Below are 20,582 nucleotides of genomic sequence, written 5' to 3'. Positions count from 1 at the left end.
GACGTGAGCGGCCCTGCTGCGAAGGCTCCCTTGTCCATACACGCGCCAGACACCCAGGAGCCGGCTGGCCAGCGCGGCTGTAACCCACGAGCCCATCTCAACGAGCGGCCATCGGGGAGAGTGGTTTCGCCGGCAGGCCAGCACCGACACGGCGGGCAGGCTGCTGTGGATAAAAAATGCCCCGGCGGCGGGAACCGACGGGGCATTTTTATCCACAGAGCGGGCGGTCAGTGACCGCCCAGGTAAGCGTTGCGCACCTCCTCGTTGACCAGCAGCTCCTTGCCGGTGCCACTGAGGCGGATCTCGCCGTTGACCATCACGTAGGCGCGGTCCGACAGCTTCAGGGCGTGGTTGGCGTTCTGCTCCACGAGGAAGATGGTCATGCCGGTGGCCGCCAGCTCCCGCAGGGTGGCGAAGATCTGTTTCACCACGATCGGCGCCAGTCCCAGGCTCGGCTCGTCCAGCAGCAGCAACTTGGGCCGGCTCATCAGCGCCCGGGCAATGGCCAGCATCTGCTGCTCGCCGCCGGACATGGTCATGGCCCGCTGGGTACGCCGTTCCTTGAGCCGTGGAAACAGCTCGAACATGCGTTGCATGTCCTCATTGGCGTACTTGTCGCCAATCGGGATGGTGCCCATCAGCAGGTTCTCCTCCACGGTCATGTCGGGAAACACCCGGCGCCCTTCCGGGGACTGGGCGATGCCGTTGGAGGCGATGTAGTGGGACGACTTGTGGGTGATGTCCACGCCGCGATAGAGGATCTGCCCGGACTCCGCCCGGGGCTGGCCGAAGATCGACATCAGCAGCGTCGATTTGCCGGCGCCGTTGGAGCCGATCAGGCTCACGGTTTCCCCTTCGTTGATGTGCAGCGAGACTTTCTTCAGGGCCTGGATCGGGCCGTAGTACACGTCCAGGTCCTTGAGTTCGAGGATAGGTTGACTCATACCAGCTCCTCTTCGTCGGCACCCAGGTAGGCGGCGATCACCTTCGGATCGTTGCGGATCGCCTCCGGTCCGCCTTCGGCGATCACGTTGCCGTGGTCCAGCACCACGATGTGGTCGGAAATACTCATCACCATGCCCATGTCGTGTTCGATCAGCACCACGGTCAGATCGTGCTCGTCGCGCAGCAGCCGGATCATCGCGCTCAGCGCTTCGGTTTCCTGAGGGTTGAGGCCGGCGGCCGGTTCGTCGAGGCAGATGATCTGCGGTCGGGTGCACATGGCCCGGGCGATCTCCAGGCGCCGTTGCTGGCCGTAGGACAGCTCGCCGGCCAGGCGGTTGGCGCAGTCCACCAGGTCCACCACTTCCAGCCAGTAGAAGGCGTGATCCAGGGCGGCGCTTTCCGCCTTGCGGTAGCCCTTGGTGTTGAGGATGCCGGACAGCAGGTTGCGATTGACCCACATGTGCTGGGCCACCAGCAGGTTCTCCACCACGGACATTTCCTTGAACAGGCGAATGTTCTGGAAGGTCCGCGCCAGGCCGGCCCGGTTCACCAGGTGGGTGCCGCCGAACATCTTGTAGTACAGGCGGCTGGCGAAGCTTTTTGGCGACACGAAGTCGGTGGCGCGAAACGGCTCGCCCAAGAGCTTGATGACGTTGGTCTGCTGGCCCCGGGTATTGAGCTCGATGCGCCCACCGGAGGCCTTGTAGAAGCCGGTCAGGCAGTTGAACACCGTGGTCTTGCCGGCGCCATTGGGGCCGATCAGGGCGAAGATCGAGTTGCGCTTGACCTTGAGGCTGACGTCGCTGAGGGCCTTGATGCCGCCGAAGTGCATCATCAGGTTCTCGACCGAAAGAATGTATTCGCTCATGGCGCGTTCCCCTCAGTCAGAGCACCTTTGCGTGGAGTGACCCCGGTACGGCTGATGCGGATCAGCCCTCGCGGTCGCCAGATCATCATCAACACCATGAGAATGCCGAACAGCAGCACCCGGTATTCGGAGAAGCTGCGCAGCAGCTCCGGGGCCACGGTCAGGACGAAGGCCGCGATCACCACGCCCACCGTGGAGCCCATGCCCCCCAGCACCACGATGGCGAGGATCAGCGCCGACTCGAAGAAGGTGAACGAGGACGGGTTGACGAAGCCCTGGTAGCTGGCGAAGAACACCCCGGCAAGGCCGGCGGTGGAAGCGCCGATGGTGAAGGCCGAGAGTTTCACCAGCACATGGTTCAGGCCCATGGCGCGGCAGGCGATCTCGTCCTCACGCAAGGCTTCCCAGGCGCGGCCCACCGGCATGCGGGTCAGCCGGTGCTTGATGTAGAGCACCAGCAGCACCACGATGAACAGCACGATGTAGATGAACAGGAACTTCAGGTTGGGGTTGTATTCCAGACCGAAGAACTCGTGGAACGGCACCCCGCCGTCCTTGGCCTTGCGCCCGAACTCCAGGCCGAAGATGGTCGGCGAGGGCACCGGCATGCCGTTGGGACCGCCGGTGAAGGACAGCCAGTTGTTGAGTACCAGGCGGATGATCTCGCCAAAACCCAGGGTCACGATGGCCAGGTAGTCACCGTGCATCCGGAGCACCGGGAAGCCCAATATGCACCCTGCCAGCGCCGCGGCAATCGCCGCCAGGGGCAGCACGGTCCAGAAGCCCAGGCCCAGGTACTGGTAGCCCAGGGCCAGGCCGTAGGCACCGATGGCGTAGAACGCCACGTAACCCAGGTCCAGCAGCCCCGCCAGGCCCACCACGATGTTCAGCCCCAGGCCCAGCAGCACGTAGATCAGCCCGAGGATGACCACGGTCAGCAGGTACTTGTTGGCGAAGAACGGGAACACGATGGCGATCACGATCAGCGCCGGGATGATCCAGCGCAGCCGCGACTTGTAGTCCGGCGCCAGTACATGCACCCCGGAGCCGGTGGTCTCGAAGCCCTGGAGAATCCTCAGGCCCTTGGGGGTTTGCAGGAACAGGCTCAGGGCCAGGCGGCCGGCCATGACGATCGCCACCAGCCAGGCCACGCGGGTTGGCTGCAGGTTGAAGCTGTAGCCGTCGAGCACCACGCCCACGATGGGACCGAACACGATCAGCGAGATCAGCCCGGCCAGTACGGCGTCGATGACGCTCTTTTTGATATCAATCGGTTTATTGGCAGCAGACATACTTATACCTTCGCCACGAGTGGGCGACCCAGCAGGCCTTGGGGACGGAAGATCAGGATCAGCACCAGCAGCGAGAAACTGAACACGTCTTTGTAGTCGGAGTTGATCAAGCCGGAGAACAGCGACTCGGAGATCCCGAGGATGATCCCGCCAAGCATCGCTCCGGGCAGCGAACCGATGCCGCCGAGCACCGCCGCGGTGAACGCCTTGATGCCGATCACGAAGCCGGCATAGAAGTCGAAGGTGCCGTAGTTCATGGTGATCAGCACCCCGGCCAGGGCCGCCATGGCCGCGCCGATGACGAACACATAGGAGATCACCCGGTCGGTGTTGATGCCGAGGATCGAGGCCATCTTGCGGTCTTGCTGGGTGGCCCGGCACATGCGCCCCAGCTTGGTGTACTTGATGATGTAGGTCAGCAGCGCCATACCGGCGAACGCCGCCACCAGGATGAAGATCTTGGTGTAGGTGAGTTGCACGAAGCCGGTGCCGATGTCGACTTTCCAGGCCCCGGCCAGCAGGGTCGGAACCCCTTGCTGCTTGGCGCCCTGACTGATCTGCGCGTAGTTCTGCAGGATCAGCGAGATGCCGATGGCGCTGATCAGCGGTGCCAGGCGGGTGGAGTTGCGCAGGGGTTTGTAGGCCACACGCTCGATGACCCAGCCGTAGATCCCTGTCACCACCACGGTGAAGATCAGGGTGCCGAGAATGAGTAGCGGGAAGGATTCGATGCCGAAGTAGGCCAGCAGAGCCAGACTGATTGCCGCGAGGTAAGCGGAAATCATGTAAACCTCGCCGTGGGCGAAGTTGATCATGCCGATGATGCCATAGACCATTGTGTAGCCGATGGCGATCAGACCATAGACAGACCCGAGGGTCAGTCCATTGATCAGTTGCTGCAGGAAAATACCATCCATAACGCAATCTCACGGACTTGAGAGACGGCACAGGGCGTCAGCGACGGGCAGGGATCACCGGCCCGCGCAACACGTCCGTTGTGCAGCTCTACGAGAAAAGGCAAGTACTGCACGAACACGAACCGGCACCAGGGGGTAGTACCGGTTCGCTCGGACTCAGGTCACTTCTGTTTTTCCAGCTGGTGGTACTTGCCGTCCTTGTCCCACTGATAGACCACGTAGTCGGAGATTTTCAGGTCGCCCTTGGCGTCCCAGGACTTCTCGCCCATCACGGTTTTCACCGGATTGGCCTTGAGCCATTTGGCGGCGTCTTCGCCCTTGTTGGATTTGGCGCCGTTGAAGCCGGCGGCCAGTGCCTGGACCGAGGCATAGGCGTACAGGGTGTAGCCTTCAGGCTCGGTGCCGGCCTTGCGGAAAGCATCCACCACCGCCTTGCTGTCGGGCAGCAGGCGTGGGTCGGCGCCGAAGGTCATGTACACGCCGTCAACGTATTGCGGGCCACCGGCGGTGGTCACCAGCTCGTCGGTCACGATGCCGTCGTCGGACATGAACTTGACGTCCTTCAGGCCCTGCTCGCGCAGCTGGCGGACCAGCGGACCGGCTTCCGGGTGCAGGCCGCCGAAGTACACCACGTCGGCGCCAGCAGCGCGGATCTTGGTCACCACGGCGCTGAAGTCCTTCTCGCCACGGGTCAGGCCCTCGTACAGCACCGGGGTCACGCCGCGCTTGGTCAGCTGCGCCTTGGTGGCATCCGCCAGGCCCTGGCCGTAGGTGTCCTTGTCGTGCAGCACCACGACTTTCTTGCCCTTGAGCACGTCGACGATGTAATCGCCGGCGACGATGCCCTGCTGGTCGTCACGCCCGCACATGCGGAACATCGCGGACAGGCCGCGCTCGGTGACCTGCGGGTTGGTGGAGCCCGGGGTGATGGCAATCACGCCCGCGTCGCTGTACACCTCGGAAGCCGGAATGGTCGACGAAGAGCAGAAGTGCCCGACCACGCCGGCCACCTTGTCCTGGTCCACCAGACGGTTGGCCACCGCCACGGCCTGCTTCGGTTCGCAGGCATCGTCGCCCTTGACCAGGACGATCTTCTCGCCGTTGACCCCGCCCTTGGCGTTGATCTCGTCAGCCGCTGCCTGTGCACCCTTCATGTACTGCTCGCCAAATGCCGCATTGGCGCCTGTCATGGGACCCGCTACGCCGATCTTCAGGTCGGCTTGAGCAAACGCAGAAACACCCAGCGCAGTTGCCACTGCGAGGGCCAGAAAGCCTTTCTTGTAAAACGTCTGGGACATGAGGTGGTGCTCCAAGGTTTTTTTAGTTGGCACTGCGACTTCACTAGGATTGCTCAGAGCAAGCGCCGTGCCAGTGGTTTTTTATTCTGAAAAAAGTCGCTGTCTTATTGTTATTTCGACTGTTTCGAGCCCTTTTTTATTGGGCGTGCAACCGTCTAAACCGCGGAAGGTGAAACCCTGCTTTTTAATGGGCGCAACCCATGCGTGCCATCATTGCAACCGCGACACAATTCAACGTGCAACCTTGCTGTAACAGCCCGCGTCACCGAACTGCACACTGCTGGTGCGGGACTGCTACGAGCCGCACCATTACAGGCTAGTCGTTGCATCGAAAAGCGTCGTCTCCGGCCGTTTAATTCCTTGTTCAGATCACGATCCGCAGGCACTGGCCCGCGTGATAGAGAGAAAATCCCGCCTCGTACAGGCAACTGCGCAACCCCACGCCGGCCAAGGGCTGCATGGGCGCGAAGGGAATCGGCAATGCCTGGGGATCGCCGTGACACAGGTAGTCGGCGAAGGCCTTGCCGACCACGGTTCCGGTGGTCACCCCACGGCCGTTGTAACCGGTGACGGCCACCAGGCCGGGGGCCGGTTCGAACAGGCGCATCAGGTGGTCGGGGGTGAAGGCGATGCAGCCGGTCCAGGTGCATTCCCACTGCACCGGTTTGAGGTAGGGGAAGTAGTGCTGCTGCACCCGATCGGCCCAGGCCTTGAGGAACCACAGCGGTTTCTGGTTGCCGTTGCCCAGACTGCCGAGCAACAGGCGCCCGTCGGCATCGCGCCGGATACTGCTCAGCACCTGCCGAGTATCCCAGGAACCCTGGCCCCCGGGCAGGATCTGCCGCGCCGCCTCTTCGGTAAGCGGCGCGGAAGCCACCTGGTAGTAGTAGCCGGGGAAGAAGTTGCGCCGCAGCTCGGTCCAGTCGCCTTCGGTGTAGGCGTTAGAGGCAATCACCACCTGTTCGGCCAGCACCGAACCCTGCGCGGTCTGCACCGACCAGCGCTGGCCCTGGCGTTCCAGGCGGGTGACCGGGGAATGGTCGAACAGCTGGCCGCCGAGCTTGATCGCGGCCTTGGCCAGCCCGGTGGTGTAGGCCATCGGGTTGAGGGTGCCGGCACGCCGGTCGAGCAGCGCGGCAGCGATCTTGCGGGTGCCGGTGGCCTGTTCGCAGGCGGCGCCGGTCAACAGTTCCACCGGTGCACCACGGCGCTTCCATTGCTCCTCGCGACTGCGCAGGTCAGCCTCGCCCCGAGCGTTGTGGGCCATGTGCAAGGTGCCTTCGCGACGCAGCTGGCAATCGATCTGGTACTTGTCGACCAGACTGAACACCAGGGACGGCGCGGCGCCGAGCATGCGGTTGAGCTGGCTGCCCACCTGCTCGCCGAAACCGGCCTCGATCTCGTCCGGGGGAATCCACAGGCCGGCGTTGACCAGCCCGACGTTGCGCCCCGAACCGCCCTGCCCCGCGCGATGGGCCTCGACCACACAGACCCGCTTGCCCTGTTCCAGCAGATGCACCGCCGCCGACAGGCCGGTGAAACCGGCGCCGATGACGCACACATCCGCCGTCAGCTCGCCCTTGAGCGGGGCGTTGTCAGGCCGCTGCGGGGTCAGTTTTTCCCATAGACATTGTTCTTGTAGCGCCATTGCCAGACTCCGAAATCAACGAACCACAGACGCTGAAACGCATTGACCGCTGTTCGCCAGCAAGCTGGCTCCTACAACCCTCCCCGTAGGAGCGAGCTTGCTCGCGAAAAGACTCAATCGAAGGTAATGCCCTGGGCCAGTGGCAGCTCTCGGGAATAGTTGACGGTGTTGGTCTGGCGCCGCATGTAGCCACGCCAGGCGTCGGAGCCGGATTCGCGACCGCCGCCGGTTTCCTTCTCGCCACCAAAGGCTCCACCGATTTCCGCGCCACTGGGGCCGATGTTGACGTTGGCGATGCCGCAGTCGCTGCCCACCGCCGACATGAACTGCTCGGCCTCACGCACGTCGGTGGTGAAGATGCAGGAGGACAGGCCCTGAGGCACGGCGTTGTTCAGGCGCAGGGCTTCCTCGAAGTCGTTGTAGCCGATCACGTACAGAATCGGGGCAAAGGTTTCGCTGCACACCACGTCGCTCTGCTCGGGCATTTCGACGATGGCCGGCGACACGTAGTAGGCGTTGGGGAAGGTGTCCTGCAACTGGCGCTGACCACCGAAAACCCGGCCGCCTTCGCTCAGGGCCTGCTCCAGCGCGTCCTGCATGGCATCGAAGCTGTGCTTGTCGATCAGCGGGCCGATCAGGTTGCCTTGCAGCGGGTGGCCGATGCGCACCTTGGAATAGGCGGTCTTGAGGCGGCTGACGATTTCTTCCTTCACCGACTCATGGGCGATCAGCCGGCGCAAGGTGGTGCAGCGCTGGCCGGCGGTGCCGACGGCGCTGAACAGGATGGCGCGCACCGCCATGTCCAGGTCGGCGCTCGGGCCCAGGATCATGGCGTTGTTGCCACCCAGTTCGAGAATGCTGCGGGCAAAGCGCGCGGCGACCTTGGGCGCCACTTCGCGGCCCATGCGGGTGCTGCCGGTGGCGCTGATCAGGGCCACGCGCGGATCGTCCACCAGGGCGGCGCCGGCGTCACGACCGCCGATGATCACCTGGCTCAGGTAGTCGGGGGCGTCCTGGAAATTCTTCAGCACGCGCTCCAGCAGGGCCTGGCACGCCAGGGCGGTCAGCGGGGTCTTCTCCGACGGCTTCCAGATCACCGAGTTGCCACAGACCAGCGCCAGGGCGGTGTTCCAGGCCCAGACCGCCACCGGGAAGTTGAAGGCGCTGATCACCCCCACCACGCCCAGCGGATGCCAGGTTTCACGCATGTGGTGGCCCGGACGCTCGGACGCGATGGTCAGGCCGTAGAGCTGGCGCGACAGACCAACGGCGAAGTCGCAGATATCGATCATCTCCTGCACTTCCCCCAGGCCTTCCTGGGTGATCTTGCCGGCTTCCCAGGACACCAGCTCCCCCAGGTCGGCCTTGTGCTCACGCAGCACTTCGCCAAATTGCCGTACCAGTTCGCCGCGACGGGGTGCCGGCACTTTGCGCCACAGAGCGAAAGCATGCTCTGCACGACTGACCTGCTGCTCCACTTCCGCGGCGCCCTGCCAGTTCACCGCGGCGATCCGGCTGCCGTCGATGGGCGAATGCACAGGCTGGGAGCCCGACTGGTACAGGGCCGGGTTCACACCCAGACGATCAAGCAATGCGGCAACCATGGGGTCACTCCTTACAGGTGAAAAGCGAAAAATCCCGACCGCTGCGACGGCCATCAAGGCCTGTAGTTGTAGCTGGCCCGAGACTTGCCAACAAACGACCTTTAAGCGAGATATCATTCCGTTTATTCATGCTGAGCCGGTATCCAGCACCGATAAGAACAAGGACCACCCATGCTGAACAAACGCTACCTGCCGTCGATCACCGCCCTGCAGTGTTTCGAGGCCGTGACCCGGCACCTGAGCTTCACCCGCGCCGCCGAGGAACTCAATCTGACCCAGAGCGCGGTGAGCAAGCAGGTGGCGCAACTCGAAGAGCTGCTGCAGCACCTGCTGTTCCGCCGGGTGCGGCGCCGCCTGCAGCTGACCCCGGCCGGCGACCTGTACCTGGTGGAGGTCCGCAAGATCCTCACCCAGGTGGAGATGTCCACCCATTACCTGCGCTCCTACGGCGGCGAGACCGAAGTGCTGCGGGTGTCCACGCCCTACACCTTCGGCGCCCGCTGGCTGGTGCCGCGCCTCAAGGGCTGGCGCCTGCGCCACCCGCATATCCACCTGGACCTGTGCAACGAGCAGGAGCCCGACGAACTGCTCCAGGGCCACGCCGACCTGGCGTTCTACTTCGGCCAGGGCGCGCGCCCCGGCACCGAAAGCCTGAAGCTGTTCAGCGAGGAACTGGTGGCGGTCTGCGCCCCGGACAGCCTGCCCGCCGAACCCTTGAGCGACCCTCGGCAACTGACCGAGCTGGTACTGCTGCAGAACGCCTCGCGGCCCCAGGGCTGGCACGAATGGTTCGAACAGCAGGGCTACCAGACCGAACACAGCTATCACGGCCCACGTTTCGAAACCTTCTATATGTGCATCCGCGCCGCCCAGGTCGGTTGCGGTGTGGCCCTGCTGCCGCGCTTCCTGGTGGAAGAGGAGCTGGCCGAGGGCAAACTGGTGATCGCCTGGAAATACGCCATGCCCAGCCAGGACGCCTACTACCTGGCCTACCCCGAACACTCGGCGGAAGTGCCCAAGGTCCGCGACTTCGTGCGCTGGATGCTCGAACACAACGACGCCCCCCTCCCGTAGGAGCCGGCTTGCCGGCGATGGGGCCCTTGAGCCCGGCACAAGGCTGAAGATCCGTTCGCTGGCAAGCCAGCTCCTACGGCAGGAGAATGGCCCGCCGCAAAAATCGCTGGTCAAGCGCAGGACGTCTATGCGCCACTAGCGCCTTCATTGAAAGAGCTGAAGCCGCCGCTGTCCGTCGCGGCCAGCATGGAGATTCCCGTTATGAGCGAGAGTGTGTTTGCCGATCGCATCGTGCAGAACCTGCTCGACACCGACTTCTACAAACTGACCATGATGCAGGCGGTGCTGCACAACTACCCCAACGTGGAAGTGGAATGGGAGTTTCGTTGCCGTAACAGCGAGGACCTGCGGCCGTACCTGGCAGAGATCCGCTACCAGTTCGAGCGCCTGGCGGAACTGAGCCTGAGCGCCGACCAGCTGGGTTTTCTTGAACGCATCAGCTTTCTCAAGCCGGACTTTTTGCGCTTTCTCGGGCTGTTTCGCTTCAACCTGCGCTACGTGCACACCGGCATCGAGAACGGCGAGCTGTTCATCCGCCTGCGCGGTCCCTGGCTGCACGTGATCCTGTTCGAAGTGCCGATGCTGGCCATCATCAGCGAAGTGCGTAACCGCTACCGTTACCGCGAGATCCAGTTGGTCCAGGCCCGGGAGCAGCTGTACCGCAAGTTCGATTGGCTGACCGCCAACGCCAGCAGCGAGGAACTGTCCGAGCTGCAAATGGCGGATTTCGGCACTCGCCGGCGCTTTTCCTATCGGGTCCAGGAAGAAGTGGTGAACGTGCTCAAGCACGATTTCCCCGGGCGTTTTGTCGGCACCAGCAACGTGCACCTGTCCCGCGAACTGAACATGAAGCCCCTGGGCACCATGGCCCACGAATGGATCATGGCCCACCAGCAACTGGGGCCCCGGCTGATCGACAGCCAGATCGCCGCCCTCGACTGCTGGGTCCGGGAATACCGCGGCCTGCTGGGCATCGCCCTGACCGACTGCATCACCACCGATGCCTTCCTGGGGGATTTCGATCTGTTCTTCGCCAAGCTGTTCGACGGCCTGCGCCACGATTCCGGGGACCCGATCCTCTGGGCGGAAAAAGCCATCGCCCACTACCACAAGCTGGGCATCGAGCCGATGAGCAAGACCCTGGTGTTCTCCGACAGCCTGACCCTGCCCCGGGCCCTGGAAATATTCCGCGCGCTGCGGGGACGGATCAACGTCAGCTTTGGCATCGGCACCAACCTGACCTGCGATATTCCCGGTGTCGAGCCGATGAGCATCGTGCTTAAAATGGCCGCCTGCAATGGCCAGCCCGTCGCCAAGATCTCCGATGAAGCGGGCAAGACCCATTGCAAGGATCCCAACTTCGTCGCTTACTTGCGCCACGTTTTCCAAGTACCTGCCCAAACTGGCAAGGAGTGAATCATGCAAGCCGTACAGCGTGAGATTGCGCAGCAGCTCAAGGTCCAAGCCCCTTTTTCCGACCACGCCGCCCTGGAGGCGGAAGTCGCCCGACGCATCGGCTTTATCCAGGATTGCCTGGTCAATTCCGGGCTCAAGACCCTGGTGCTGGGCATCAGCGGCGGCGTCGACTCGCTGACCGCGGGCCTGCTGGCCCAACGGGCGATGCGTGAACTGCGCGAGCGCAGCGGTGACGACAGCTACCGCTTCATCGCGGTGCGCCTGCCCTATGAAACCCAGTTCGACGAACACGACGCCCAGGCCTCGGTGGACTTCATCAACCCCGACGAACGCCACACGGTGAACATCGGCCCGGCGGTCAAGGCCCTGGCCAGCGAAGTGGCGGCCTTCGAAGGGCAGCACGCGGTGTCCCGGGACTTCGTCCTCGGCAACACCAAGGCACGGATGCGCATGGTCGCCCAGTACACCATCGCTGGCGCCGCCCACGGCCTGGTGATCGGCACCGACCACGCCGCCGAAGCGGTGATGGGCTTCTTCACCAAGTTCGGTGACGGCGCCTGCGACCTCGCGCCCCTGAGCGGTCTGGTGAAGAACCAGGTGCGCTCCATTGCCCGCTATTTCGGCGCGCCCGAATCCCTGGTGGAAAAAGTGCCGACCGCCGACCTTGAAGACCTGTCGCCGGGCAAGCCGGATGAAGCGTCCCACGGCGTCACCTACGCCGAGATCGACGCCTTCCTGCACGGCCAGCCGGTGCGCGAGGAAGCCTTCAGGATCATCTGCGACACCTACCGCAAGACCCACCACAAGCGCGTCATGCCGTTCGCCCCGTGAGCCACCATGTTCTGTAGGAGCCGGCTTGCCGGCGAAAGGGCCGCTTGATGCTGCACAAGGCTCAAGGGCCTGTTCGCGGGCAAGCCCGCTCCTACAGATGCCCCCACAAAAAAAGCGCCCCTAGGGGCGCTTTCTTGTTGCAGCCGTGCCTGATGCTTACTTCAGGATCACAGCGCCTTTCATCATCGAGTTGTGGCCTGGGAACGAGCAGAAGAACTGGTAGCTTTCGCCCGCGGTCAGCTTCGACACGTCGAAGGTGACCGAGTCTTTCTCGCCGGCACCGATGATCTTGGTGTGGGCGATGACGCGAGTGTCGCCTTCCTTCAGGTAGCTCTTGTCGATGCCAGCGGCCATGCCGTCGGTGGCGATGCCGGCCATGTCTGCGGTTTTGCTCAGGACCCAGTTATGGCCCATGACGTTCTTCGGCAGGCTGCCGGAGTGAGTCAGGTTCACGGTGAAGGTCTTGCAGCTCTTGTCGATGGTGATTTCCTTGGTGTTGAAGGACATCTGGTCGGTAGAGTCGACATCGACCTTGCATTCGGCAGCCATCAGTTGGCTGCTGGCCAGTGTCAACAGGGATACCGCAACGAGTTTGGCAAACATGGTGAATCTCCAAGGCAGGGTTAACAAAATCCATCTGAATCCATGGGAGCGAAGACTGCCTGAATTTCTCCCAAGTTCCTATGATGTGCATCAAAAAACTGTATACAACTCTCTGCTATCAGGCCGATCGAGACAATCAAACAGCCCGCTTCGCTACGGCAGCCTAGACTTCGCCCACCTGCACTTTCCGGAGCCTTGGTCATGCCCTTCAACAGCCTGTTTCGCAGTTTGCTCGCCGCCTACGCCTGTGGCGCCAGCGGCACCCATGAAACCCCGCAACACGAGGTTTAATGCTTGGAGCCACGCCTGCCTGCCTTTACTCTGAGGCCCTCTATGACCTCGGAGTAAGGCATGTCGTTAACATCCGTCTGTGTATTCTGTGGCGCCAGCACCGGCACCAACCCTCTGTATCGTGAAGCCGCCCAGGCCCTGGGCCGCGCCCTGGCCGAGCGCAAGCTGACCCTGGTCTACGGCGGCGGCGCAGTGGGCCTGATGGGCATCGTCGCCGATGCGGCCCTGGCGGCCGGCGGCGAGGTCATCGGGATCATTCCGCAAAGCCTGAAAGACAAGGAAATCGGCCACAACGGCCTGACCCGCCTGGAAGTGGTGGACGGCATGCACGCGCGCAAGGCGCGCATGGCCGAACTCAGCGATGCCTTCATCGCCCTGCCCGGCGGCCTGGGCACCCTGGAAGAGTTGTTCGAAGTCTGGACCTGGGGCCAGCTCGGCTATCACCACAAGCCCCTGGGCCTGCTGGAAGTGAGCGGCTTCTACGAAAAACTCAGCGGATTTCTCGACCATATCGTCGGCGAAGGCTTCGTCCGCGCCCCGCACCGTGACATGCTGCAAATCAGCGACTCGCCCGCCAGCCTGCTGGATGCCCTGGACGCCTGGAAACCGTCGGTGGCGGACAAGTGGGCCGACAGCAAACCCAGTTAACGGTCAACGCCCGATTACAGGCAGAATACGCGCCGCTCAACCTCACCTTCGACCCCAGAGGATCGCCCATGGCCAAACCCAATTACTCCTTCGCCAAACGTCAACGTGACTTGGCCAAGGAACAGAAGAAAGAGGAAAAGCTGCAACGCAAGAAAGCCGCCGCCGAAGAAAGCAGCGCACCGGATGCGGATCCTGAAGTGAGCATCGACGACGCCGAACCCGAGGCCCCCCAGGCCTGACCTGCCCCGTAGGAGCTGGCGTGCCAGCGAAAGCGCTCTCCAGCCCTACGCAGTATCCGCTGGCTCCTTCGCCGGCAAGCCGGCTTCTACAAGGTCGGAATCAGCCGTGTCATGCCAGAGGCATGACGGTGACCCGGACATCAGGGTCATGGCTGCCCCCTCCCAGAATCACCCCACGCAACGGCGACACATCGGAAAAATCCCGGCCCCAGGCCAGGGTGATGTGTTCCAACGCCGGCTGCACATTGTTGGTCGGGTCGAAATCCACCCAGCCCAGCACCGGGCAAAACACTGAAACCCACGCGTGGGAAGCATCGGCGCCTATCAGCCGCGGCTGCCCCGGCGGTGGCTGGGTCAGCAGGTAGCCGCTGATGTAGCGCGCCGCCAGCCCCCGCGAACGCAGGCAGGCGAGCATCAGGTGCGCGAAGTCCTGGCACACCCCACGGCGGCGCTCCAGCACCTCCACCAGGGGCGTTGCCACCTGGGTCGCCTCGGCATCGAAGGTGAACTCGCTGAAGATCTTCTCCATCAACGCCTGGACGCCCAGCAGCAAGGGCCGGCCGGGAGGGAAACAGCTGGCGGAAAACTCGACGAAGCTTTGCTTGAGGTGCACATAAGGCGACTCGAAGCGATAACGGCAGGCATCCAGCAGCTGGGGCGCCAGGGGCCTGCCGCTGTAGCTCAGGCTGCTGCGGGCAGCGTCCCAGGCCTCGGAGAGCGCGAAGTCCAGCGGCGGCCGGTCCAGCACCTCGACGCTGAGCTGGGCGTTGACCTGCAATTCATCATGGGGCCGCTCAAAAGCCAGCCGGGTCAGGGGATTGCCGAACACATCCTGTTCGTCGCGGCGGCTGGTGGGCTCGGGACTGATCAGCAACTGCCGCTCGCTGCACCGTTGCCAGGCACAGGCCCGGGGCCACAGGTGCGCCAGTTGCTGGGCCAGGGACACCGGGCTGTCATAGCGATAATGGGTGTCGTGGAATATCTGGTAACGAGCGCTCATCAGACCGACACCGTTTGCTGGCTGACATCATCCACATGGGCGAAATGCCGCAGGGCCAGGCGATCGGAAACCTGGCCGCTGACCTCGGCGATCTCCTGCAAAAGGTCCGCCAGCCCTTCCACCGCCGCCCGGACACTGGCCTGGCCGAACAGCGAGTTCTCCAGGCAACCCAGGTCGAAACGCGCCAGGCGCTCCACCAGCTTGGGCAGCGCCAGATCGCGGGGCACGGCGAAGTCGTCGTTCAGACGCTTGAGGGTGCGGGTCACCAGCTTGAGCTGGAACAGCACCGCATGGGGGTTCTGCTCGTCGAGCAGCAACAGGTCGAGCACCGGGATCAACTGCGCCACCGCCAGGTAACGCGAGCGATAGGTGATGCTGCTGTTGCCCAACTCCAGCAGCCACTCCAGGCCCGCCTGGTCGAATGCCGCGGTGCCCCGCAGGAAGGCCGCCAGGCTGCTGCTGAGAAATTGCAGGCGCTCGATACGGCGGCCGATCATCAGGAAACGCCAGCCTTCATCCCGGGTCATGTCGTCCAGGGCAAAGCCCGAGAGTGCCGCCAGGGACATCACCAGCCGATTGAGAAAGTCCAGCAGCTCACCGAAATCCGGCTCCTGGGTGTCCAGCTCCTGGGCCTCGCGCTGCAACTCCACCAGGGCCTGCCAGTTTTCCCGGGACAGCTTGCCGCGTACCTGGGACGCCGCCCACTGCAGGCGCTGCAGGTTGGAACGCAGGCTGAACGACCAGTCCTCGCCCAGCAGGGCCGCCAGCAAGCGCTCGGGCAGTTCGCCCTCCTCCGGCAGCAGCATCAGGCTTTCCCCCAGGTCCACCGCGGCCCGCAAGGCTTGCGGGTCATCGCCATCGACGTAGCGCGCCAGCATGATCCGCAACAACCGCGCACTGTCGTCGCAGCGCTCGCAGTAACGACCGAACCAGTACAGGTTCTCCACCACCCGCGATGGCAGGTAGGGGTCGCGACGCACCAGATCGTAGACGCCAATGGTGCGCTGGGCCTTCCACTGCTCGCCGCTGGGGGCTCGCTCCCCCAGCACCCAGGTGTCCTTGCTGGCGCCGCCGCGCTGCATCGACACCGCGTCGGCGTCAGCGTCGGCGGCGACCCGGGTCAGGCCGCCGGGCAAGACCCGGTAACCGTCATCACTGGCCACCGCGTAGACCCGCATACCGATCGCCCGGGATTGCAGCCGGCCGTCCTCGGCCTGCCAGACCGGCGCCTGGGACAGTTGCGGCAACTCCTGGGCGACATAGGCATAAGGCCGCGCGCGCATGCGCTCGGCAAGGCGCTGGCGCTGCTCGGGACTCAGGTCGCGGCCCAGCACCGGGGCAAAGCTCTGGGACGGAAAAGCCGGCTTGATCAACAGTTCCGGGAGTTTTTCCAGGGCCTGTTGCAGCACAGGAGCCTCACCGCACCACCAGGTGGCGATGGACGGCAGGAGCAGGTCCTCGCCCAGCAGGAACTGACTGATCTTCGGCAGGAAGCCCAGCAGCCCGGGAGACTCCAGAACCCCGCTGCCCAGGGCATTGGCCACCAGCACCCGGCCCTGGCGCACCGCGTCGAGCAGGCCGGGCACCCCCAGGGCCGAATCGGTACGCAGCTCCAGGGGATCGCAAAAGTCATCGTCCAGGCGCCGCATGATGGCGTGCACCCGACGCAGGCCACTGAGGGTCTTGAGGTAGACCGTGGCGTCGCGCACCGTCAGATCGCCGCCTTCCACCAGCGGGTAGCCCAGCTGGCGCGCCAGGTACAGGTGCTCGAAGTAACTCTCGTTGAAACGCCCCGGAGTCAGCAGCACGATCAGCGGCGCCTCGGCATCCCGTGGGGCCTGGCGGGCCAGGGTTTCCTGCAGGGTCCGGAAGAACCCGGCCAGATGCTGGACCTGCAAGTCGCGGTACAGATCGGGAAAGGCCCGGGACACGATCATGCGGTTTTCCAGGGCATAACCGGCACCCGACGGCGCCTGGGTGCGATCGGCAGTGACCCACCAGCGACCATCGGGGGTGCGCGCCAGATCCACCGCGTACAGGTGCAGGAACGTCGCCTCGGGCGGCTGGATGCCCTGGCACGGCCAGAGGAAATTGTTGTGCCCGAACACCAGCTCGGCGGGCAACAGCCCTTCACTGATCAGGCGTTGCGGGCCGTACAGGTCCGCCAGCACGGCATTGAGCAGCCGCGCCCGCTGGGCAATCCCGGCCGACAACTGCTGCCACTCCGCCGCGGGGATCACATGGGGCAACAGGTCCAGCTCCCAGGGGCGGTCGGCGCCCTTGGGGTCGGCATAGACGTTGTAGGTGACGCCGTTCTCGTGGATCTGCCGGGTCAGCAGCGCCTGGCGCTGAGCCAGCTGCGCGGGGCTGCTGCGCTGCAGCTGTTCGAGCAGGCGCCGCCAGTGCGCCCGCACCGCACCCTGGTCATCCAGCAGCTCGTGGTAGGTACCCGCGGTCAGCGGGTAGCGGTCTAGCAAGTCAGGCATGGAACACTCGGCAGACGGCAGGGAAAGGCAGATTAACCCACAGCCATGACGCCCGGATATGGCTATATCGCGGGCGTCGCAGCGGGACTAAAAGCGTCGTAAATCCAGGGTCATGGGCATTTCCTGGTTGCTGCTCGGCGGCGCAACCGGGAGGCTGCCGGGGCTGTGGCCGTGGCGGAAAAAGCGCGCCATGCGCCGGCTTTCCGCCTCATTGGCATTGACCGGCAGGCTGTCGTAGTTGCGTCCTCCGGGGTGGGCCACATGGTATTGGCAACCACCCAGCGAGCGCTGCATCCAGGTATCCAGCAGGTCGAACACCAGGGGCGCATGTACCGGAATCATCGGCTGCAGGCAGTTGGCCGGCTGCCAGGCGCGAAAGCGCACCCCGGCGACGAACTCGCCCACCCGCCCGGTGGGCTGCAATGGCACCGGCACGCCGTTGCAGGTCAGCACATGGCGCTCGGGCGTCAGCCCGCTGACCTTGACCTGCAAGCGCTCCAGCGAGGAGTCGACGTAACGCACGGTTCCCCCGGCCGCGCCCTCTTCTCCCAGCACATGCCAGGGCTCCAGGGCCTGGCGCAACTCCAGTTCGATACCGCCGACGGCATAGTCGCCCACCTTGGGAAAGCGAAACTCCCGGTGCGCGGCAAACCACTCGGCCTGCAACGGATAGCCCGCGGCATTGAGCTCCAGCAGCACATCGGCGAAATCCTGCTCGATGAAATGCGGCAGCAGAAAGCGATCGTGCAGCTCCGTGCCCCAGCGCGCCAGCCTGGCCGGAGCGTAGGGCTCGCGCCAGAACCGCGCCACCAGCGCCCGCAATAGCAACTGCTGGACCAGGCTCATGCGCGCATGGGGCGGCATCTCGAACGCGCGCAACTCCAGCAGCCCGAGACGCCCGGTGGCGCCATCCGGCGAATACAGCTTGTCGATGCAGAACTCGGCGCGGTGGGTGTTGCCGGTGACATCGATCAGCAGGTTGCGCAACAGGCGGTCCACCTGCCAGGGCGCGCACTCCTCGCCCGGCGCGGGCATCTGCGCGAAGGCAATTTCCAGTTCGTAGAGTGCATCGTTACGGGCCTCGTCGACCCTGGGCGCCTGGGACGTGGGGCCGATGAACAAACCGGAAAACAGGTAGGACAGCGACGGGTGGTTGTGCCAGTAGCTGATCAGGCTGCGCAGCAGATCGGGGCGGCGCAGAAACGGCGAGTCTCCCGGGGTGGCGCCGCCAAGGACGAAATGGTTGCCGCCGCCGGTGCCGGTGTGGCGCCCGTCGATCATGAACTTCTCGCTGGTCAGGCGCGTCTGCCGCGCCTGCTCGTAGAGGAACTCGGTGCGCTCCACCAGCTCGTCCCAACTCACCGAAGGCTGCACGTTGACCTCGATCACTCCCGGGTCCGGGGTCACCCGCAAATTGCACAGGCGCGGGTCCGCCGGTGGCTCGTAGCCCTCCAGCAGCACCGGACACTGCAGCTCGGCGGCGGTGGCCTCGATCACGCTGACCAGTTGCAGGTAATCCTCCAGTCGCTCCAGCGGCGGCATGAACAGGTACAGGCGTCCTTCCCGCGCCTCGGCGCACAACGCGGTGCGGGTCAGCCAGTCGGCGGACTGATCGATCGCGGGCACGCGCTCCTGGGCGACCGCCGCCTCGGCGACATCCGCCAGCTGCGACGGATCCGGCAGGTCCGGGAAGTCCTGGTTCGGATCCTGGGGGTGAATGAAGGGGTACTCCGCCGCCGTCACCCAGGGCTGGGACGCCAGGGGCAGGCGGTAGCCCAGGGGCGAATCCCCGGGGACCAGGCGGCAGTGACTGTCGCGCAGGTACCAGCGCCCGCTCTGCCACTGGTCGCCCTTGGCCGTGCGCGCCAGGGGCAGCACCTGGCCAATGACCTTGTCCAGGCCCTGGCTGAACACCTTGCGCAGCCGCTGACGCTCCAGGGCGTCCTCCAACCGCGAGTCTTCGGCGCTGACATTCAGCGGCAGGCGGCCTTCGCGCCACAGGTAGTAGAAATTGTCCTCGTAGGCGGGGAACACGAAGCGTGCCGGCAGTTTCAGGCGCTCGGCGACAGAGGCCAGGAAGCGCCCGGCCAGTTGCGCGTCGGCGGCGTAATCCTGGTGCTCGTCGGCAATCAGGGCATGGTCGTGCCAGATCGGCACGCCGTCGCGCCGCCAGTAGCCGTTCAGCGACCAGCGCGGCAATTGCTCCCCCGGGTACCACTTGCCCTGACCGAAGTGCACCAGCCCCTGGGGGGCGTAGCGCTGGCGCAGGCGTTGGAACAGCTCGCCGGCCAGGCGGCGCTTGTTCGGCCCCAGGGCCGCGGTGTTCCATTCGGCGCCGTCGGGATCGTCGATGGCCACGAAGGTCGGTTCACCGCCCATGGTCAGGCGCACATCGCCTTCCAGCAGCTCATGGTCGATCTGCCGCCCCAGGGCCTGGATCGCCTCCCACTGTCCATCGGTGTAGGGCTTGGTCACCCGGGGCGCTTCCCAGATCCGCTCGACACTCATGGCATGACTGAACTGGCACTCGCAGGGCTCCACCAGGCCGCTGATGGGCGCCGCTGAAGAAGGATCGGGGCTGCAGGCCAGGGGAATATGCCCTTCCCCGGCGAACAGCCCGGAGGTGGCGTCCAGGCCGATCCAGCCGGCGCCGGGCAGGTAGACCTCGCACCAGGCATGCAGGTCGGTGAAATCCACTTCGGTGCCCGAAGGGCCGTCCAGGGCCTTGACGTCCGCGGTCAGCTGGATGAGGTAGCCGGAGACGAACCGCGCCGCCAGCCCCAGGTGGCGCAACAGCTGCACCAGCAGCCAGGCCGAGTCGCGACAGGAGCCCGACGCGTTGACCAGGGTCTGCTCCGGGGTCTGCACCCCGGGCTCCATGCGGATCAGATAGGCAATGTCGTCGCTGAGCCGCTGATTCAGACCCACCAGAAAATCCACGGTCGGCAGCGGCGTGCGGGGAATGGCGTCCAGGTAGGCCTGGAAGGTCGGGGTCAGGGGCAGGGTTTCCAGGTAGGGCGCCAACTCCCGCCGCTCATCGGCGGCGTAGCTGAACGGGATCTGCTGCGCGTAAGGCTCGAGGAAAAAGTCGAAGGGATTGAACACCGCCATTTCCGCCAGCAGATCCACTTCGATGCGCAGCTCGGTGGTTTTCTCCGGGAACACCAGGCGCGCCAGGTAATTGCCCTGGGGGTCCTGTTGCCAGTTGATGAAATGCTGCTCGGGCTCGACCTTCAAGGCATAGGCAAGAATTCGCGTGCGGCTGTGGGGCGCCGGACGCAAGCGGACGATCTGCGGGCCAAGTTCGACGGCGCGGTCGTAGCGATAGTGCGTGACATGGTGCAATGCGACATGGATCGACACGGCGTGCCTCCTGCGAGCCTGAGCGGTGGATGGACCCGCGCAAGACTTATGCCAGCGCA

Annotated in this window: 16 protein-coding genes; 5 read left to right on the top strand and 11 right to left on the bottom strand. The window is 64.5% G+C overall.

Features of this window, described 5'->3' with window-relative positions; translation table 11 throughout:
* Positions 1-227: 227 nt before the first annotated feature.
* The 7 genes from PST29_RS03010 to amaB all read right to left on the bottom strand — a co-directional run bounded on the left by PST29_RS03010 (position 228) and on the right by amaB (position 8,572).
* On the bottom strand, positions 228-944 hold the full coding sequence (locus tag PST29_RS03010; protein WP_016967871.1) for an ABC transporter ATP-binding protein: 717 nt from the start codon (positions 942-944) through the stop codon (positions 228-230).
* Positions 941-1,813: an ATP-binding cassette domain-containing protein gene (locus PST29_RS03005; RefSeq protein WP_060837284.1), complete on the bottom strand. Its 873-nt coding sequence runs from the start codon at positions 1,811-1,813 to the stop codon at positions 941-943. The genes PST29_RS03010 and PST29_RS03005 overlap by 4 nt, the downstream gene beginning before the upstream one ends.
* Complete coding sequence (gene livM / locus PST29_RS03000; protein ID WP_060837283.1) at positions 1,810-3,105, bottom strand: high-affinity branched-chain amino acid ABC transporter permease LivM; 1,296 nt, start codon at positions 3,103-3,105, stop codon at positions 1,810-1,812. Before livM ends, PST29_RS03005 begins: the two co-directional genes overlap by 4 nt.
* A gap of 2 nt (positions 3,106-3,107) precedes the next feature.
* Positions 3,108-4,022 carry an ABC transporter permease subunit gene (locus PST29_RS02995; protein WP_011058967.1) on the bottom strand — a complete coding sequence of 305 codons (915 nt, stop codon included), beginning with the start codon at positions 4,020-4,022 and terminating at the stop codon, positions 3,108-3,110.
* Between the two features lie 161 nt (positions 4,023-4,183).
* Positions 4,184-5,320: a branched-chain amino acid ABC transporter substrate-binding protein gene (locus PST29_RS02990; protein ID WP_016967874.1), complete on the bottom strand. Its 1,137-nt coding sequence runs from the start codon at positions 5,318-5,320 to the stop codon at positions 4,184-4,186.
* Between the two features lie 364 nt (positions 5,321-5,684).
* The gene (gene amaA, locus PST29_RS02985) at positions 5,685-6,968 is read right to left on the bottom strand and encodes an L-pipecolate oxidase (protein ID WP_060842337.1); all 1,284 of its coding nucleotides are present in this window, start codon (positions 6,966-6,968) and stop codon (positions 5,685-5,687) included.
* Positions 6,969-7,081: 113 nt separating this feature from the next.
* Complete coding sequence (gene amaB, locus PST29_RS02980; RefSeq protein WP_060837281.1) at positions 7,082-8,572, bottom strand: L-piperidine-6-carboxylate dehydrogenase; 1,491 nt, start codon at positions 8,570-8,572, stop codon at positions 7,082-7,084.
* A gap of 171 nt (positions 8,573-8,743) precedes the next feature.
* Between amaB and PST29_RS02975 the strand changes: the two genes are divergently transcribed.
* The 3 genes from PST29_RS02975 to nadE all read left to right on the top strand — a co-directional run bounded on the left by PST29_RS02975 (position 8,744) and on the right by nadE (position 11,893).
* A complete protein-coding gene (locus PST29_RS02975) occupies positions 8,744-9,646 on the top strand; it encodes a LysR family transcriptional regulator (protein WP_060842336.1) in 903 nt (300 codons plus the stop codon).
* 201 nt (positions 9,647-9,847) lie between these two features.
* Positions 9,848-11,062, top strand: coding sequence for a nicotinate phosphoribosyltransferase (gene pncB, locus PST29_RS02970; protein ID WP_060842335.1), 1,215 nt, complete (start codon positions 9,848-9,850; stop codon positions 11,060-11,062).
* Positions 11,063-11,065: 3 nt separating this feature from the next.
* Entirely contained in the window at positions 11,066-11,893 is an 828-nt protein-coding gene (nadE, locus tag PST29_RS02965; protein ID WP_060842334.1) for an ammonia-dependent NAD(+) synthetase, read from the top strand.
* A gap of 156 nt (positions 11,894-12,049) precedes the next feature.
* Here the strand turns inward: nadE and azu are convergent, their stop codons facing one another.
* Complete coding sequence (gene azu / locus PST29_RS02960) at positions 12,050-12,496, bottom strand: azurin (protein ID WP_047301366.1); 447 nt, start codon at positions 12,494-12,496, stop codon at positions 12,050-12,052.
* A 351-nt stretch (positions 12,497-12,847) separates the two neighbouring features.
* On the opposite strand from azu, the gene PST29_RS02955 reads away from it, so the two are divergent.
* Both PST29_RS02955 and PST29_RS32205 read left to right on the top strand, forming a co-directional pair.
* Positions 12,848-13,435 carry a TIGR00730 family Rossman fold protein gene (locus PST29_RS02955; RefSeq protein ID WP_060837277.1) on the top strand — a complete coding sequence of 196 codons (588 nt, stop codon included), beginning with the start codon at positions 12,848-12,850 and terminating at the stop codon, positions 13,433-13,435.
* A 68-nt stretch (positions 13,436-13,503) separates the two neighbouring features.
* Positions 13,504-13,674, top strand: a complete 171-nt coding sequence (locus PST29_RS32205; protein WP_164990740.1) for a hypothetical protein — start codon at positions 13,504-13,506, stop codon at positions 13,672-13,674.
* Positions 13,675-13,783: 109 nt separating this feature from the next.
* Here the strand turns inward: PST29_RS32205 and PST29_RS02950 are convergent, their stop codons facing one another.
* From PST29_RS02950 to PST29_RS02940, 3 genes are all read right to left on the bottom strand, one after another.
* Positions 13,784-14,674: a transglutaminase family protein gene (locus tag PST29_RS02950; RefSeq protein ID WP_060837276.1), complete on the bottom strand. Its 891-nt coding sequence runs from the start codon at positions 14,672-14,674 to the stop codon at positions 13,784-13,786.
* Positions 14,674-17,160: a circularly permuted type 2 ATP-grasp protein gene (locus tag PST29_RS02945; protein ID WP_060842333.1), complete on the bottom strand. Its 2,487-nt coding sequence runs from the start codon at positions 17,158-17,160 to the stop codon at positions 14,674-14,676. The genes PST29_RS02950 and PST29_RS02945 overlap by 1 nt, the downstream gene beginning before the upstream one ends.
* Positions 17,161-17,247: 87 nt before the next feature.
* Entirely contained in the window at positions 17,248-20,523 is a 3,276-nt protein-coding gene (locus PST29_RS02940) for a transglutaminase family protein (RefSeq protein ID WP_060842332.1), read from the bottom strand.
* Positions 20,524-20,582 lie beyond the last annotated feature (59 nt).

The organism is Pseudomonas sp. St29 (genome assembly GCF_001547915.1).
In the GTDB taxonomy this organism is placed as follows: Bacteria; Pseudomonadota; Gammaproteobacteria; order Pseudomonadales; family Pseudomonadaceae; genus Aquipseudomonas.
The sequence above is the reverse complement of the archived record's forward strand: the minus strand, read 5'-3'. Positions and strand labels throughout refer to the sequence as shown.

Bases quoted from the DNA above. Each gene is read 5' to 3' on its own strand.
- nadE (WP_060842334.1), top strand. From the start codon at position 11,066: ATGCAAGCCGTACAGCGTGAGATTGCGCAGCAGCTCAAGGTCCAAGCC.
- azu (WP_047301366.1), bottom strand. From the start codon at position 12,496: ATGTTTGCCAAACTCGTTGCGGTATCCCTGTTGACACTGGCCAGCAGC.
- livM (WP_060837283.1), bottom strand. From the start codon at position 3,105: ATGTCTGCTGCCAATAAACCGATTGATATCAAAAAGAGCGTCATCGAC.
- PST29_RS02955 (WP_060837277.1), top strand. From the start codon at position 12,848: ATGTCGTTAACATCCGTCTGTGTATTCTGTGGCGCCAGCACCGGCACC.
- amaB (WP_060837281.1), bottom strand. From the start codon at position 8,572: ATGGTTGCCGCATTGCTTGATCGTCTGGGTGTGAACCCGGCCCTGTAC.
- PST29_RS03005 (WP_060837284.1), bottom strand. From the start codon at position 1,813: ATGAGCGAATACATTCTTTCGGTCGAGAACCTGATGATGCACTTCGGC.
- PST29_RS02995 (WP_011058967.1), bottom strand. From the start codon at position 4,022: ATGGATGGTATTTTCCTGCAGCAACTGATCAATGGACTGACCCTCGGG.
- PST29_RS02975 (WP_060842336.1), top strand. From the start codon at position 8,744: ATGCTGAACAAACGCTACCTGCCGTCGATCACCGCCCTGCAGTGTTTC.
- PST29_RS02950 (WP_060837276.1), bottom strand. From the start codon at position 14,674: ATGAGCGCTCGTTACCAGATATTCCACGACACCCATTATCGCTATGAC.
- PST29_RS03010 (WP_016967871.1), bottom strand. From the start codon at position 944: ATGAGTCAACCTATCCTCGAACTCAAGGACCTGGACGTGTACTACGGC.
- PST29_RS32205 (WP_164990740.1), top strand. From the start codon at position 13,504: ATGGCCAAACCCAATTACTCCTTCGCCAAACGTCAACGTGACTTGGCC.
- amaA (WP_060842337.1), bottom strand. From the start codon at position 6,968: ATGGCGCTACAAGAACAATGTCTATGGGAAAAACTGACCCCGCAGCGG.
- pncB (WP_060842335.1), top strand. From the start codon at position 9,848: ATGAGCGAGAGTGTGTTTGCCGATCGCATCGTGCAGAACCTGCTCGAC.
- PST29_RS02990 (WP_016967874.1), bottom strand. From the start codon at position 5,320: ATGTCCCAGACGTTTTACAAGAAAGGCTTTCTGGCCCTCGCAGTGGCA.
- PST29_RS02945 (WP_060842333.1), bottom strand. From the start codon at position 17,160: ATGCCTGACTTGCTAGACCGCTACCCGCTGACCGCGGGTACCTACCAC.